Raw genomic sequence first — 15,236 nt, 5'->3', positions numbered from 1 at the left:
CTATTACTGGTTGTTATTGTCTGGCCCCGGCGTAGCCCAGCTGGCGCCATGATTCATAAACAAAAACCGCTACGGCATTGGATAAATTCATTGAACGGCTGTTGGCTGTCATTGGAATACGCAGCCAGTTTTCTGTTGGCATTTGTTGCAACACCTCCAGTGGCAGGCCACGGCTTTCCGGGCCAAATACCAGAGCATCCCCCGGGGCAAAGGCGGCGTCGCTGTGGCGGGTGTGGCCTTTGGTGGTGCAGGCATATAAACGAGCTGGCCTTACTTGTGAGATAAAGTCGCTGAAGTTGGCGTAGCGTTTTACATCGGCAAACTCATGGTAATCGAGCCCGGCACGTTTTACCCGCTTGTCGTCCCACTCGAAGCCTAGCGGCTCGATCAGATGTAACTGATAACCGGTATTGGCACAAAGACGGATAATATTGCCGGTGTTCGGCGGAATTTCGGGTTCAAACAGCACTATATGTAACATGTGGCTCTCCGGCATAATAAGGCGGTATTGTAGCAAAAGCAGCTTAGTCTGGCAGCTGGGCCAGAAAATCATTAATAGCAGCGAATGCCTGTTGCCTGATGCTGTCTGTTTCCATAAAAATTTCATGTCGCGCCGGCCTTAGCACAACACTGCGGTGATAAATCGTTGCAGGTAATTGCTGATACCAAAGCTGCTGGGCGTAATTGCTGACGACTTTATCGTCACCGGCTTGTAGCATTAACACTGCCGTGTGCCACTTAGCAGCATCTTGCTGCAGGCGCCGCATAGCCATTATCGCCGCACCAACCCAGGCGGTAGTGACGCCGCCAAGCCTGGTGTCGGGATAAGTACGATATAACTGATGTAGCCACTGATAGCGCTCTGCGCTGCTGGTTAGGGGGTTATTGGCAAACGCTTTTTCCTCGTAATTACGCTGGCCGGGAAAATACCAGGGCTGCTGACTAAGCACCCGGTTAACAGCACCAAATGCCAGTGCCAGTGGTTCGGCGAAACGGGCTGGCACCAGGCCGGTATAAATACCCAGCATAGGTGACGCCAGTATGGCAGCACTAAACGGGTGCGGCTGTTGTTGTAAATAACCGGCAAGAATGGCGCAACCCATTGAGTGTGCCAACGCAATATGGCTGCTGTGACCGGTTGGCAGCACAATATGCTGGATAAACTGGGCTAAATCTTGCTGATACAGCTTGAAGTCGGCTACGTAGCCTTTATGTGGGTTGCCCAGTTCCCGCTGCGACAGGCCCTGACCCCGGTGGTCGAGTAAAAAAACACTGTAGCCTGAACTGGCCAGTTCAAAACAGAGTTCGGCATATTTTACTGCCATTTCCATCCGGCCTGCGCTGATCACCACGGCATGGCGCGCGTTGGGGTGTTGATGGTAGTGGTAACACAGTTTCAGGCCATCGCTGCTGGTAAGTACGCCTGAGGTCATATTTTGCCAGAATGGCTGTAGCTGCTGTGTCCAGCGGTCTGCCAGATCGGCAGCATTACCGCTGGTCTGCCACTGTGGAAAATCACTTGCTGTCAAAATAGGCTCTTTTAATCAGTATTATGGCGCTAGTGTAGCGGTAACTGCACAGTGATACAAAGCCCTTGCTCGGGGCCATTGGCCGCATACACTTTGCCGCCATGCTGGCGGATTATTTGCGCCACTATTGCCAGGCCAAGCCCGGTGCCACCGGTGCTGCTGGTGCGGCTGTCAGAAACCCGGTAGAAGGGTTCGAATATTGCCTCAAGCTGATCGGTGGCAATACCTGGCCCCTGATCGCAAATTTGTAACACCAGTTGTTGCTGTAGCTGAGTGACAGCACAGGTTATTTCACTGTTTGGCGGCCCGTATTTAATGGCGTTACGCAAAATATTTTCAATGGCCCGTGCCAGCAGCCTACTGTCGGCGGTTATTTCCAGGTGTTGCGGCGCTTGCATCAGTATTTGTTGTTGCTTTACATCCGCCTCTACCCGGTTGACATCAATAATATCGGACAGCAATTCGGTTAAATCGAAACGTTGCTGTTGCAGCTGATACTGGCCTGCATCCAGCTTACTGAAGGTCAGCAGTTCATCCAGCATAATATCCAGCCGGTCCAGCTCTTGTTTTAGCCTGGGTACCTGCTCAAGATTTTGTTGACGTTCGGTCAAGCCCAGCGCCAGCTGCGCTCTGGCAAGCGGCGAGCGTAACTCGTGCGAGATATCACGCAGTAAGCGCTGCTGATTGGTTAACAGGGCACTAATGCGTTCGGCCATGGTATTAAAGCTGTGGCCTAATTGCCCTAGTTCATCTTTACGCTTAATAAGGCTGGTTACCCGGCTGTTAAGCTGGCCATCGGCAAATTGCAGGTTACGCTGCAACAGCTCACGTAGCGGGCGGGAGATAGATACCGCCAGCACAAAGCTGGCAACGGCTGAAATAAGTAAGGTAAATAACATTAAGACATGCTGCGGAATTTCGCTTAGCCGCCACCATGGCTGTGGTGGGCGTTGCCTTTTCTGGTACAGTGCCAGGGTTTCATCACCCAGCTGTAAAATAAAAGGGCCGGCCAGCGAGGTGTTGTGGTGTTTTAGCCAGCGCGGGCGCGATAATTGCGACAGTTCAGTCAGCCAGTGTTGATCAAAGTCACGCGGCAACAGCTGGGGTGTCAGCACGCTTTGGGTTTGCGCATCGACTACCAGCCAGCGGTCCGGGCTGTCTTGTTGCAGCCGGGCAAGTAAATGCTCACTATTTTTGCTGTCGGCCAGCGGTGCAAGTTGTTGCTGTAGCTGCTGAATTACATTATGTGGCAAGCGACGGATTTCGGTTTGCTCAACTAAAGCCCGTGATAAGCCCAGAGTAGCAAACACAGCACTTAACAATACCAGCCAGAACCAGAGAAAAATCCGCCCGGCCAGATAGTGAAACGGGTTCAGGTGAGTTAACCAGCTCATACTTTACCTTGTAAAAACAAATAACCGCTGCCGCGCAGTGTCTGGATTTTTTCGTCACTGCTATATACCGCAATTTTTTTGCGGATATTACTGATGTGCATATCCAGGCTACGGTCATACATTTGCAACCGCTTGCCTAATACTTCACGGCTGAGCTCGTCTTTGCTAACCACTTCGCCGGCGCGGCGCATCAGCAGTTCCAGCAGTTGAAACTCGGTGGCGGTTAGCGCGACAACTTCGCCATTACAACTGAGTTGCCGGTTAGCCGGGTTTAGCAACAGCTCGTTCAGGTTCAGCAAGCTGTCACTGGTGCTGTTGGGAGCTTGTGTCAGTTCAACCCGGCGCAATATCGCTTTAATACGCGCAACCAGTTCGCGTGGGTTAAAGGGTTTTGCCAGATAATCGTCTGCGCCCAGCTCAAGCCCAACAATACGGTCAACATCATCGCCACGGGCGGTTAGCATTAATACCGGACAGTACTGGCTGGCTCGCAGCGCTTTAAGCACCGACAGACCATCCATGCCAGGTAGCATGATATCGAGCAGAATTAACTGATAGTCGCCACTTTGAGCCATAGTCAGACCGTGCTGGCCGTCGTGGGCGGCAGTAAACTGAAAGCCATCCAGCGCCAGATATTGCGCTACCAGTTCACACAGTTCGGTGTCATCATCGATCATTAAAATTGCAGGCATAACCACTCCTTATTTGTTATAAGTTTACCTAATGTCAGTGCCTCGCAATATAGCTTTACAGAATCTTTACCCGGCCTTTGCGTTGCTTTGCATTGGGTGTTTTATGCTTAGCCTGTCTTAATAAAGGAGTGTATCCGATGAAAGTATCAAAACTGATTTTTGCGTTAGGTTTACTTACTGCCAGCAGCCTGTCTGGTGTTGCTGTAGCACATGAACACAAAGCAGCAGGTTATGAACATGGCCGCCATATGCAGCATGCTCCGATGAAGCGCATGCTGGCCGTGCTGGAATTGACTGATAGCCAGCGGGAACAGATCAAACAGCTGATGAAACAACACCGTAGCGAGCAAAAAGCGGCCCGGCCTGACAAGGCAGAGCGCCAGCAAATGCGTGATTTACTGGCCGCAGATACCTTTGATGAAATCACTGCACGTCAGCTTATAGAAAAGCAGCAACAACAAGCAGTAGACAAACGGCTGGCTGCGATAAAATTACAGCATCAGGTATTGCAGGTGCTGACAGATGAACAGCGCCAGCAGCTAAATGAAAAACGGCAGAAATGGCAGGAAAAGAAGCAGCAACGCAGCGATTCGTGAAATTGAGCATAACACTGTAGGCGCTTCTTACAGCTAACAGCAGGCCGGTGCGTTTTAACGCCCGGCCTCGTTATTTATTCTATATCCAGCTCTTTAAGTTTACGGGTCAGGGTGTTGCGCCCCCAGCCCAACCGTTTTGCTGCTTCCTGTTTATGGCCGTGGGTAAACTGCAGCGCTTGTTGTAACACTGTGCGCTCAAACTCCGGCCCGGCTTCTGCCAGAATATTCTCTTCGCCGGCATTTAACTTATGGCTGATCCAGCCTGCGAGTAAATCCTGCCAGCTACCACCCTGGCCATTGAGCACTGTTGGTGCAGCCTTTTGTGGCGATGTCAGCTCAGGCGGTAAATCGGCCACTACAATATGTTTACCACTGGCCATTACTGTGAGCCAGCGGCAGGTGTTTTCTAACTGGCGCACGTTACCGGGCCAGTCGAGTTGGCTTAAAAACTGTTCAGCCTCTTTGGTCAGGGTTTTGGCCTCAACATTTAGCTCTTTTGCTGCCTGCAATAAAAAATGCTGTGCCAGTTTGGCGATATCCTGCTTACGTTCTTTTAATTGCGGCAAATGCACCCTGATAACGTTCAGGCGGTGAAATAAGTCTTCACGGAACTTACCTTCACCAACCAGATGCTCAAGATTTTGATGGGTAGCGGCAATAATGCGTACATCTACACCAATCGCTTGATGGCCGCCAACACGGTAAAATTGGCCATCTGCCAGTACCCGCAGTAAGCGGGTTTGCACATCCAGCGGCATATCGCCGATTTCATCGAGAAATAAAGTGCCGCCATCGGCTTGCTCGAAGCGGCCTTTGCGCAGGTTATTCGCGCCGGTAAAAGCGCCTTTCTCATGGCCAAACAGCTCTGACTCAATCAGATCTTTTGGTATTGCGGCCATATTCAGCGCAATAAACGGCAGTTCGCAGCGTGGGCTATGCTTGTGCAGAGCCCGTGCAACCAGCTCTTTACCGGTACCAGACTGGCCATTAATTAATACGCTGATACTGGAACGAGCCAGCCGGCCAATAGCGCGGAATACTTCCTGCATTGCCGGCGCCTCGCCAATAATTTCCGGCGACAGAGTAGGTGCTGCCGCCTTGTGTTTGGGTTGGCGTGCACTGGCATGTTCCAGTGCGCGGCTGATTAGTGCTACGGCATCATTGACATCAAAGGGCTTTGGCAGATATTCAAAAGCGCCGCGTTTAAAAGCATTAACCGCGCTGTCGAGATCAGAATGCGCGGTCATAATAATCACCGGCAGCTCGGGGGCCAGTTCTTGCAATTTACTCAGTAAAGCCATGCCATCAGTACCTGGCATCCTGATATCAGATACCACTACAGCAGGCTGATCATACTCCAGCCGCTGCAGCATTAAATCGGCTGAGGCATAGCTTTCACATAAAATATCCGCTCGGGCCAGGGCTTTTTCCAGAACCCAGCGGATAGAATTGTCGTCATCAATAATCCACACAGTATGACTCATTAGTTCAATCCTCAGTGTCTGCAATTGGCAGGTATAACGTAAATTCGGTATGGCCGGGCCAGCTGTCACAATCAATCCAGCCGCCATGCTGATGGATCAGGGTTTGGGCAATAGACAAGCCAAGCCCTGTACCACCGGCTTTGCCACTGACCATCGGGTAAAATAAAGTATCTTTAATATCGGCAGGAATACCGGGGCCATTGTCGATAACCCGGATCAGCGCCACCAGCTTATAGCGTTTGCCATGCAAAGTGTGTTGGTGTAACACACGGCTTTGCAGGCAAATTGCCGGTTGCTCGGTTTGCTCCAGGGCTTGCTGGGCATTACGTACTATGTTCAGCAACGCCTGTTCAATTAACTCCGGGTCAAACGGAAAATCGGGAATACTGGGGTCGTAGTCGCGGCTAAACTGCACTAATACCGGGTTGTCCATCAGTGCCAGCTGGCGCACTTGTTCAATGATCTGATGCAGGTTGGCACTAACACGCTGTGCCGGCCGGTAAGGCCCCAGTAGCCTGTCTACCAGATTACGCAGCCGGTCAGCCTGCGCGATAATAAGCTGGGTGTATTCTTTTAACTCATCGTTTAACGATTCTTCCAGCAACTGCGCAGCACCGCGCAAACCGCCCAGCGGATTTTTAATTTCGTGGGCCAGGCCGCGGATTAATTCCCGCGCGGCCAGATGCTGATGTTGTTGCAGGCTTTCCAGACTGATTTTGCGTTGTTGATCAACCTGGCGAATTTCCAGCAATAAATGCTCTGCCGGGTTTTCGCAGATAGTGACTGAAATATCCAGCAGCAGATGACGACCGTCGGCCAATACGGCTTGTACATCACTGACACCGAAACCCTGTTTGCTGTTTAGCGCACTAACAAAATGGTTAGCGTTGATATCGCAATGTTGGAATAAATCCGGGAAAAATTGCGCACTCAGGCGCTTTTCGCCCAAGCCTAACACAGCACAACATGCGGTATTGAAGTAGCGGATCATCAGATCGGCGTCCAATAGCATTATTGCAGTTGTCAGTTGTTCACTGATATGAGCGTGTAATTGTTCGGTTGCTATTACTGTATTTGTCACTGCTTCACCTTATGCACCAAGTTGGTGCGCTAGTTTGGCAGTGTAATTCAGTTCAGGCTGAATTGCATAGCGTGCGCACTAATTTGGTGAGATTACCGATGTTCTATGTAAATAGAAGGTCGTTACAGGACTTGTTGCAATAAGCTTGCCGCTTTGATCAAAAAGTTCCATCTGCAATTGGTGTTCGCCGCGGTGTACATCGCGCAGAATAAATACTGCGTTATTTTGTGGCTCACCCTGTGGTTTACCGTCTAATAACAAGCGCACCCTTAAGCCACGTTCAAACATAGGGCTGATTTTGCCAGATACATAAACAGAGCCAGTATTGTCACGCACTGTGCCTTGTTCTTCAGGCTGTACAATCTCAACGCTAAAAGGCTCCGCGGCAGGTGCTTTGCGGGCGGGTAGGGTAGGGTCTGTTGCAGCCATAATATTGGCCCGGGTTGATAGTGTCAGCTCTTCTGCGCCGGGTTGCGGGCTGTCAGAAAATACCAGTACGCCATTGGCATCGCGTGTGACAAATACTTTTTTGTTTTCCTGCGCCGGCAAAGATGGTGTACAAAGCAACATTATTAAAATAAACAATACTTTATTCATATACTTTGCAGGTTCCATTTTATTTATTGTTGTTACTCCATCCGGTTACTCTAGCTTGCTTCGGTTTAATTTTCTACAAAAAAAAAGCTCACCGAAGTGAGCTTTTAATCAGATTATCATTTAAACACTGTAATACAGTTCAAATTCTAATGGGTGTACGGCTACAGCCACTTTACGGGCTTCAGCGCGTTTAATATCGATATAGGCATCGATCATCGCATCAGACATTACGCCGCCTTTAGTGAAAATAGCGCGGTGTTTGTCCAGTTCGTTCAGCGCTTCTTCCAGCGAGGTTGAAACCTGTGGAATATTAGCGGCTTCTTCTGCCGGTAAGTCGTACAAGTCTTTATCCATCGCATCGCCTGGGTGGATCTTGTTCTGGATACCGTCTAAACCAGCCATCAGCTGAGCAACAAAAGCCAGGTATGGGTTAGCTGCCGGATCCGGGAAGCGGCATTCAATACGACGCGCTTTGGCACTAGGTACCAGTGGAATACGGATAGACGCTGAGCGGTTACGGGCAGAGTATGCCAGCATTACCGGTGCTTCAAAGTGTGGCACTAAACGCTTGTACGAGTTAGTCGACGGGTTGGTAAAGGCGTTGATTGCCTTAGCATGTTTAATAATACCGCCGATGTAATACAAAGCCAGTTCTGACAGGCCAGCATACTTATCACCGGCAAACAGGTTTACACCATCTTTTGCCAGAGACTGGTGGCAGTGCATGCCTGAACCGTTATCACCAACTAAAGGCTTTGGCATAAAGGTAACAGTTTTGCCATACAGGTGCGCTACGTTATGAATAACGTATTTAAGTTGCTGCACTTCATCTGCTTTCTTGGTCAGGCTGTTGAACTTGGTAGCAATTTCGTTCTGGCCGGCAGTAGCAACTTCGTGATGGTGGGCTTCAACGGTTTGACCCATTTCTTCCAGTACCATACACATGGCGCTACGGATATCATGGCCTGAATCTACCGGTGGCAGCGGGAAGTAACCGCCTTTTACGCCAGGACGGTGACCTTTGTTGCCATCTTCATAGCTGGTGCCTGAGTTCCATGCCGCTTCAGTAGAGTTAATTTTAAAGAAAGAACCTGACATCGTGGTTTCAAAGCGGATGTCGTCGAACATAAAGAATTCTGGCTCTGGCCCAAACAGCACAGTGTCAGCAATACCGGTAGACTTCAGATACTCTTCAGCGCGCTTGGCAATTGAGCGTGGGTCGCGGTCGTAACCTTGCATAGTGCTGGGTTCGATAACGTCGCAGGTAATGTTCAGTGTGGTTTCTTCAAAGAACGGGTCCAGTACTGCGGTAGACGCATCTGGCATCAGGATCATGTCTGAGTCGTTAATACCTTTCCAGCCAGTAATAGAAGAGCCGTCAAACATTTTGCCGTCTTCAAAGAAGTCTTCGGTGATCTGATTAACCGGAACTGTCACGTGCTGTTCTTTACCTTTGGTGTCGGTAAAACGTAAATCTACAAACTTCACTTCATTTTCTTTAATTAAACTCAGTACAGATGATGCAGACATGCATTCCTCCAATTAATCTGTTTTGAACTGATTTAGCGGTGTTGCTCCATTAAATGCCAGATATATGCCAAACATTTAAGTGTTTGATTTATATCTGAATTTATGGCTGATGCAACGTCGCCACAATCAATGTTGCACCATTACAGTGCTGCGTTGCATTTTTATGGTGCGCCTGCGGCAGGCTTAAGTCTAGATGCTGTTGAGGCCTGTGAGAAAAAAAATTGCTTAAACTGCAGTTGCTGTTTTTATTTCCATGCAAAAACAGAGTAGAATGTGCGCCCTTTCGTTTCAGTTAGTTTTGCCTGGTGGTCATTACGGTCATCTAGTGCCACAGAGGATATATTTACATGAGCGTTACCGCGACATACTTAGACAAGCTGCGCAATGTTGCCATTATTGCGCACGTTGACCATGGTAAAACCACTTTGGTTGACAAACTGCTACAGCAGTCTGGCACCTTCGACGCCCGCGCCAAGTTACAGGAGCGCGTAATGGACTCGAATGCGCAGGAATCTGAGCGCGGTATAACTATCCTGGCAAAAAACACTTCGGTGCGCTGGAACGGTTACCACATTAATATTCTTGATACGCCGGGCCACGCTGACTTCGGTGGTGAAGTTGAGCGCGTACTGTCAATGGCCGACTCAGTGCTGTTGTTAGTAGATGCCGTTGACGGCCCTATGCCGCAAACTCGCTTCGTTACACAAAAAGCGTTTTCACACGGTTTAAAGCCAATTGTTGTAGTAAACAAAATCGACCGTCCGGGTGCACGTCCGGATTGGGTTATCGATCAGGTATTTGATCTGTTCGATAACTTAGGTGCCACTGACGAGCAGTTAGATTTCCCTATCGTTTACGCTTCTGCATTAAACGGTTGGGCAACTTTAGATCATAACGTGCCAAAAACCGATATTACTGACTTATTTGAAGCTATTGTTAAACACGTAGCACCGCCAGCTGTAGAGCTCAATGGCGAAACCCAGTTACAGGTATCACAGCTGGATTACTCCAGCTACCTGGGCATTATTGGTATCGGCCGTATTAAGCGGGGGTCATTAAAGCCAAACCAGCAGGTTACTATTGTTGGTGCTGATGGTACTAAGCGTAACGGTAAAGTAGGTCAGGTATTTGGCTACTTAGGTTTAGAGCGGGTAGAAACTACCGAAGCCAACGCCGGCGATATCGTAGCCTTTACCGGCCTGGGTGAGCTGAAAATCTCTGACACTATCTGTGCCACTACTAAAGTAGAAGCCTTACCGGCACTGCAGGTCGATGAACCTACCGTTACCATGACCTTTCAGGTAAATACGTCGCCATTTGCTGGTAAAGAAGGTAAGTTTGTTACTTCACGCCAGATTTTAGAGCGTTTAACTAACGAGCTGAAACATAACGTAGCTTTGCGGGTTGAAGAAACGGAAGACGGCGATAAATTCAAAGTATCCGGTCGTGGTGAATTGCACCTTGGCGTATTAATTGAAAATATGCGCCGTGAAGGTTTCGAACTAGCGGTATCACGCCCTGAAGTTATCATGAAAGTGGTTGACGGCGTGAAGATGGAGCCAATGGAAAACGTTACCATCGACTGTGAAGAGCAAAACCAGGGTTCTATCATGGAGCGTATGGGTGAGCGTAAAGCTGAAATGACCAATATGCAACCAGATGGTAAAGGCCGTATCCGCATGGATTTCTTAATGCCAAGCCGTGGCTTGATTGGTTTCCGTACTGAGTTTATGACCATAACGTCAGGCACAGGTCTGATGTACCACAGCTTTGATCACTACGGTGAGCACAAAGGCGGTACTATCGGCCAGCGCACTAACGGTGTAATGATCTCTAACGCCATGGGTAAAGCTGCCGGTTATGCTATTTTCTCGTTGCAGGAACGTGGCCGTATGTTTATTGGTCATGCTGAAGAAGTGTACGAAGGCCAGGTTATCGGTATTCACAGCCGCAGTAACGATTTAACTGTAAACTGTTTGAAAGGTAAGCAATTAACTAACGTGCGTGCTTCTGGTACTGACGAAGCAATTAATCTTGTGCCGCCAGTGCGTTACACTCTGGAACAGGCGCTGGAATTTATTGATGACGACGAGCTGGTAGAAGTAACACCTAAGTCGATCCGTATCCGTAAGCGTCACCTGACAGAAAACGATCGTAAACGCGCCAGCCGCGGTTAATACCGATCGATACGTGTATAAAAGGCCAGCATCATGCTGGCCTTTTTTCTGGGTTATTTTTAGCAGTCAGAGGGTTAGGTTGTTGCCAAGCTGGTTGAGCCACTGCTTTTCTTGTATCCTCTGATAGTATTCTATGTGATTTGGAGGCGTTATGCTGCCTGAGTGGCAATCCTACCTAAAAACTGCTGTGCGCTTTATTAAACTCTATATCCAGCGTTGCCAGCAGGACCAAATTGGTATGATTGGCGGTTATCTGGCTTATATCTCGCTGTTGTCTGTGGTGCCTTTGATCGCGGTGATGTTTTCCATGTTGAGTGCTTTTCCGATGTTTGGAGAGTTTCGTCAGGCGATTGAAGCCTTTGTTTACGCCAATGTTATTCCTTCGCGTGGTGAAGAAATCCAAACCTACATTAACCAGTTTATCGGCAATACCGGCGGTATGACGGCAATAGGTATTGCGGTACTGGTGCTTGTTGCGTTGCTGCTTATTCATAATATTGATAAAACACTGAACAAAATCTGGCGGGTAACCAAAAGGCCAAGGCCGGTTATCTCATTCTCGATTTACTGGATGATTCTGACATTAGGGCCGATTCTGTTTGGTTCATCCATCGCGGTAACCTCTTATCTGATCAGGCTAACCCGCCTCGCTGAGGATTACACTCCGGGATTGTCTACGCTGTTGTTGGGGGTGGTGCCGTATCTGATGTCTTTACTGGCGTTTTTTCTGTTATATCTGGTGGTACCTAATGTCAAAGTACGCTCCCGGCATGCCTTTTTTGGTGCTTTACTGGCGATGCTGCTGTTTGAATTATCTAAACGCGGCTTTGCGGTTTATGTAACGCATTTTCCGGCCTACGACACCCTATACGGTGCACTGGCATTGGTGCCGATTGTCTTTGTCTGGGTATACCTGTGCTGGCTGGTAGTATTGCTGGGGGCTGAAATGACAGCCTTGCTGCAGCAAATCGCTGCCGATACTGAAAAAGCCGATGCCGATGATCCAGACCAGATAGACCCGTCTGAAGACGAAACCGGAGTTAAGTTATAAGATGAAAGCATTGATCCAGCGGGTTGATCAGGCGTCAGTTACCGTTAACGGTGCGGTTATCGGCCAAATTGAGCACGGTCTGTTAGTGCTGCTGGGGGTTGAAGCTGATGACACACCGGCAGATATTACCAGGCTGGCACACAAGGTTTGTCATTACCGGGTGTTTTCTGACAGCAATGGCAAAATGAACCTGAATGTACAGCAAGCTGGCGGCAGCTTGCTGGTGGTGTCACAGTTTACGCTGGCTGCTGATACCCAATCGGGTTTAAGGCCCAGTTTTACCCCTGCCGCACTACCCGACAAAGCCAACCAGTATTACGAAACTTTTGTGGCATATTGCCGTTCACTTGGCCTGAACACCGCAACGGGACAATTTGCTGCCGATATGCAGGTGAGTCTGGTGAATAACGGCCCGGTAACGTTTTTACTGCAAAGCTAATTTTTCGGAGTTGTACTTTATGCGGCATTGGCAATTACGCTCGCCCGCCACACCTGACGAGTGGCAACGTTATTATCATTTGCGTTGGCAAATATTACGTGCGCCCTGGCAGCAGCCACCCGGTTCTGAGCGCGACGATCTGGAAGCGCAGGCTTATCATCTGATGTTGTTGACACCACAAGGCGATATTGCAGCTATTGGGCGTTTGCATCAGCTTGAACACGGTGGGGCTCAGGTGCGTTATATGGCAGTTGCTACTGAGCATCAGGGCAAAGGTGCCGGTGGCAGAGTATTAGCCGCACTGGAGTTACAGGCGGTAAAATGGGGTTGCGGTTATATCAGATTAAATGCCCGTGATACCGCTTTGGCGTTTTATCAACGCAATGGTTACCGCCAAATTGCTTTGGCCCCTCAGCTATATGGTATTGCACACTTTGTTATGCAAAAGCAGATCCGGCTGGCAGGCACTAAAGAGCAGCACCAGTTGTGGTGCAGTCAGTTAAGTAATACCTGGCAGCAGACGATACCGCTTAGCCAGTATATGCAGCTGACTATCGCCAGTTTTGATGGCAATGAAATACGTTGCGAGGCACCGCTGGCGCCAAACATTAACCTGCACCAGACCATGTTTGCCGGCAGTATTTATGCACTGGCGACATTAACCGGCTGGGGTATGTTATATCTGCAGTTGCAGGCATTGGGGCTTCATGGCGATCAGGTTCTGGCAGATGCGACAATTAAGTATCTCAGGCCGGTAGCGGCACAGCCGCAGGCACGTTGTGCATTACAACAATGTTCCGGCGCTCTTGAGATGTTAGCTGAAGGGCGTAAAGCTGTGCAGCATATTACAGTGCAGGTGTTCTCGGCAGGTGAACTTGCTGTTGAATTTACTGGTCGTTATGCGGTATTGCCTGCTAAGGCAGAACCGGTATGAAAGTGGTTATTATAGGCTGTGGCTGGTTAGGGCAGCAATTGGTGGCCGAGCTTATAACGCAGGGCCATCAGGTGTATGCCAGCCGTCGTTTAAGCTCAGCATTGGTTCATTTACCCGAGGGTACAACCGGTTTTGTGCTGGATTTAAATGCGGCTGTAGATCAAAACACCCTAACGCCCATGTTGCATGATGCAGTCGTTATTTGTGCTATCACTCCGGGGCGGGATCAGAGGCAACAGCACTATATAACCGCATTGCAGCAGCTCGCCGGGTTGGCTACGGTAGCTGGCAGCCGGCAACTAATACATTTTAGTTCTACCGGTATATATCAGGGCCTGCACGGTGAGGTCGATGAAACTGCGCCGCTACAAATGGCAGAGCCCCGGGTCAGTTTGCTATGGCAAGGTGAGCAGGCATTGCAGCAGTTTCAACCTGCATTAACACTGCGTCTTGCCGGGTTAATGGGCCCAGGGCGGCACCCAGGGCGTTTTACCGCAGGTAAGATGCTGCCTGATGCAACAGCGCCAATTAATATGCTGCACTCGGCAGATATCATTGCAGCAGTAAAGCTGTTACTTGGCGCTACACCTTGTAACGGAGTGTTCAATCTCAGCTGCCCGTTAACCATACTACGGCAGGATTTTTATCAGCAGGCGGCAGTGTCAGCAGGTAAAACCCCCGCCATTTTCGCCAACGAGGGCGGTGAAGGCCGTAAAGTGAATGCCGAAAAGTTTGTCCGGCAGTTTAACTTTTCTTATCGCTTTGCTGCGGCTTCTGACGCTTTGGCTTACTGCGATTGATGTAAAATTAAGCAAGCAGCGTCTTTATAATCCATTTATCAACTTCTTGTTAAGAAAAATTTCAGCATCAGATTGATACTGTAGGCTGTTGCATATGGACTTGAGGTTGATATGAAAAATAAATGGCTACTTATCTCATCTGTCAGTACCGGCCTTGGCATTATCGCCGGTGCTGTTTATCTGTTCTTTGCTGAACATTCTTTGCTGCTGAGCGACAACCAATGGGTGTTATCAGCTTTCTGGTCAGCCTTTATGTTGTGGACCTTTGTGCTGATGTTTATGGTGGCATTGTTCTTTAACGTATTAGCATTTTTTGAATTAGATGAGCAACATAAGCTGCTTGGGCTGGCGCGCCCGATAAAGGCGTTTTTGTCTTCGGCAGACAAACAGCAGCAATTTATGCAGGAAGCGGAACGCTTTTTACTGCGACAAGGTAAGCTGACGTATTCCAGCCGTGTTAGCCCCGACTATAAATGCCTGCAAGGCGAAAGTGAGAAGCTGGTTTATATACAGCAGAAGAATCAATCCGTTGATATTTCCCAAATCCGTGCACTGTTCCAACAGATGTTGGCTGCAGATTTCAGCAGCGGTGTTGTAGTGAGCTACGCCGGTTTTAGTAATCAGGCCTGGATATTTGCTCATGAAGCCAATATTGAACTGATTGATGCGAAAAGCTTAAAAAAGCAGCAAAAAAGACAGCGCGAGCAACAATTTGCAATGGTTTAGCAGCAATATCATGTTTTCATCGGGTTTTTTGTTGCTGTTTTGGCACTATGAATAGTGAATGGAATCGAAATAAAAACAAAGGGACACAAAGATACTTCCTGCCTGGCTGGACATTGTCCAGCCCTTTTCTTAGCTCAGGATAAGCAACAAAGCGGCAGGATGCCGCTGTATTACAAATACCTTCGCATTTAACAACTGCTTTATTA

15 protein-coding genes are annotated in these 15,236 nt (G+C 49.0%); 7 read left to right on the top strand and 8 right to left on the bottom strand.

Annotation, left to right across the window (positions count from 1 at the left end):
* Positions 1-13: 13 nt before the first annotated feature.
* Genes trmL through AR688_RS10425 form a run of 4 tightly spaced genes read right to left on the bottom strand, consistent with a single transcriptional unit; the run spans position 14 to position 3,615 of the window.
* Complete coding sequence (gene trmL, locus AR688_RS10440; protein ID WP_068233020.1) at positions 14-481, bottom strand: tRNA (uridine(34)/cytosine(34)/5-carboxymethylaminomethyluridine(34)-2'-O)-methyltransferase TrmL; 468 nt, start codon at positions 479-481, stop codon at positions 14-16.
* Positions 482-524: 43 nt separating this feature from the next.
* Positions 525-1,529, bottom strand: a complete 1,005-nt coding sequence (locus tag AR688_RS10435) for an alpha/beta fold hydrolase (RefSeq protein ID WP_068233017.1) — start codon at positions 1,527-1,529, stop codon at positions 525-527.
* Between the two features lie 29 nt (positions 1,530-1,558).
* Complete coding sequence (locus AR688_RS10430) at positions 1,559-2,923, bottom strand: ATP-binding protein (RefSeq protein ID WP_068233014.1); 1,365 nt, start codon at positions 2,921-2,923, stop codon at positions 1,559-1,561.
* Positions 2,920-3,615 (bottom strand): response regulator transcription factor, encoded by a 696-nt coding sequence (locus tag AR688_RS10425; RefSeq protein WP_068233011.1) that lies wholly within the window; start codon positions 3,613-3,615, stop codon positions 2,920-2,922. Before AR688_RS10425 ends, AR688_RS10430 begins: the two co-directional genes overlap by 4 nt.
* 137 nt (positions 3,616-3,752) lie before the next feature.
* Here AR688_RS10425 and AR688_RS10420 point away from each other — a divergent pair, with 137 nt between their 5' ends.
* Positions 3,753-4,211 (top strand): Spy/CpxP family protein refolding chaperone, encoded by a 459-nt coding sequence (locus AR688_RS10420; protein ID WP_068233008.1) that lies wholly within the window; start codon positions 3,753-3,755, stop codon positions 4,209-4,211.
* Positions 4,212-4,285: 74 nt separating this feature from the next.
* Here the strand turns inward: AR688_RS10420 and glnG are convergent, their stop codons facing one another.
* From glnG to glnA, 4 genes are all read right to left on the bottom strand, one after another.
* Positions 4,286-5,695 carry a nitrogen regulation protein NR(I) gene (gene glnG, locus AR688_RS10415; RefSeq protein WP_068233005.1) on the bottom strand — a complete coding sequence of 470 codons (1,410 nt, stop codon included), beginning with the start codon at positions 5,693-5,695 and terminating at the stop codon, positions 4,286-4,288.
* 4 nt (positions 5,696-5,699) lie between these two features.
* The gene (gene glnL, locus AR688_RS10410; protein WP_231732035.1) at positions 5,700-6,776 is read right to left on the bottom strand and encodes a nitrogen regulation protein NR(II); all 1,077 of its coding nucleotides are present in this window, start codon (positions 6,774-6,776) and stop codon (positions 5,700-5,702) included.
* Positions 6,777-6,854: 78 nt separating this feature from the next.
* A complete protein-coding gene (locus AR688_RS10405) occupies positions 6,855-7,373 on the bottom strand; it encodes a DUF4124 domain-containing protein (protein WP_068233002.1) in 519 nt (172 codons plus the stop codon).
* A 120-nt stretch (positions 7,374-7,493) separates the two neighbouring features.
* Entirely contained in the window at positions 7,494-8,903 is a 1,410-nt protein-coding gene (gene glnA / locus AR688_RS10400) for a glutamate--ammonia ligase (protein ID WP_068232999.1), read from the bottom strand.
* 347 nt (positions 8,904-9,250) lie between these two features.
* Here glnA and typA point away from each other — a divergent pair, with 347 nt between their 5' ends.
* The 6 genes from typA to AR688_RS10370 all read left to right on the top strand — a co-directional run bounded on the left by typA (position 9,251) and on the right by AR688_RS10370 (position 15,030).
* Complete coding sequence (gene typA, locus AR688_RS10395) at positions 9,251-11,080, top strand: translational GTPase TypA (protein ID WP_068232996.1); 1,830 nt, start codon at positions 9,251-9,253, stop codon at positions 11,078-11,080.
* Between the two features lie 151 nt (positions 11,081-11,231).
* Positions 11,232-12,131, top strand: a complete 900-nt coding sequence (locus tag AR688_RS10390) for a virulence factor BrkB family protein (RefSeq protein WP_068232994.1) — start codon at positions 11,232-11,234, stop codon at positions 12,129-12,131.
* 1 nt (position 12,132) lies between these two features.
* A complete protein-coding gene (dtd, locus tag AR688_RS10385; RefSeq protein ID WP_068232991.1) occupies positions 12,133-12,570 on the top strand; it encodes a D-aminoacyl-tRNA deacylase in 438 nt (145 codons plus the stop codon).
* A 19-nt stretch (positions 12,571-12,589) separates the two neighbouring features.
* Positions 12,590-13,504 carry a bifunctional GNAT family N-acetyltransferase/hotdog fold thioesterase gene (locus tag AR688_RS10380; RefSeq protein ID WP_068232987.1) on the top strand — a complete coding sequence of 305 codons (915 nt, stop codon included), beginning with the start codon at positions 12,590-12,592 and terminating at the stop codon, positions 13,502-13,504.
* Positions 13,501-14,304: an NAD(P)H-binding protein gene (locus AR688_RS10375; protein ID WP_068232984.1), complete on the top strand. Its 804-nt coding sequence runs from the start codon at positions 13,501-13,503 to the stop codon at positions 14,302-14,304. The genes AR688_RS10380 and AR688_RS10375 overlap by 4 nt, the downstream gene beginning before the upstream one ends.
* Before the next feature lie 111 nt (positions 14,305-14,415).
* A complete protein-coding gene (locus AR688_RS10370; protein WP_068232980.1) occupies positions 14,416-15,030 on the top strand; it encodes a restriction endonuclease in 615 nt (204 codons plus the stop codon).
* The last annotated feature ends 206 nt before the right edge of the window (positions 15,031-15,236 follow it).

The sequence above is a fragment of the Rheinheimera sp. EpRS3 genome (assembly GCF_001513785.1).
In the GTDB taxonomy this organism is placed as follows: Bacteria; Pseudomonadota; Gammaproteobacteria; order Enterobacterales; family Alteromonadaceae; genus Alishewanella.
This window is presented reverse-complemented; position numbering and strand designations above follow the sequence as displayed.

Coding starts and splice junctions, on each gene's coding strand:
- trmL (WP_068233020.1), bottom strand. CDS start 481: ATGTTACATATAGTGCTGTTTGAACCCGAAATTCCGCCGAACACCGGC.
- AR688_RS10430 (WP_068233014.1), bottom strand. CDS start 2,923: ATGAGCTGGTTAACTCACCTGAACCCGTTTCACTATCTGGCCGGGCGG.
- AR688_RS10425 (WP_068233011.1), bottom strand. CDS start 3,615: ATGCCTGCAATTTTAATGATCGATGATGACACCGAACTGTGTGAACTG.
- AR688_RS10420 (WP_068233008.1), top strand. CDS start 3,753: ATGAAAGTATCAAAACTGATTTTTGCGTTAGGTTTACTTACTGCCAGC.
- glnG (WP_068233005.1), bottom strand. CDS start 5,695: ATGAGTCATACTGTGTGGATTATTGATGACGACAATTCTATCCGCTGG.
- AR688_RS10405 (WP_068233002.1), bottom strand. CDS start 7,373: ATGAATAAAGTATTGTTTATTTTAATAATGTTGCTTTGTACACCATCT.
- glnA (WP_068232999.1), bottom strand. CDS start 8,903: ATGTCTGCATCATCTGTACTGAGTTTAATTAAAGAAAATGAAGTGAAG.
- typA (WP_068232996.1), top strand. CDS start 9,251: ATGAGCGTTACCGCGACATACTTAGACAAGCTGCGCAATGTTGCCATT.
- AR688_RS10390 (WP_068232994.1), top strand. CDS start 11,232: ATGCTGCCTGAGTGGCAATCCTACCTAAAAACTGCTGTGCGCTTTATT.
- dtd (WP_068232991.1), top strand. CDS start 12,133: ATGAAAGCATTGATCCAGCGGGTTGATCAGGCGTCAGTTACCGTTAAC.
- AR688_RS10380 (WP_068232987.1), top strand. CDS start 12,590: ATGCGGCATTGGCAATTACGCTCGCCCGCCACACCTGACGAGTGGCAA.
- AR688_RS10375 (WP_068232984.1), top strand. CDS start 13,501: ATGAAAGTGGTTATTATAGGCTGTGGCTGGTTAGGGCAGCAATTGGTG.
- AR688_RS10370 (WP_068232980.1), top strand. CDS start 14,416: ATGAAAAATAAATGGCTACTTATCTCATCTGTCAGTACCGGCCTTGGC.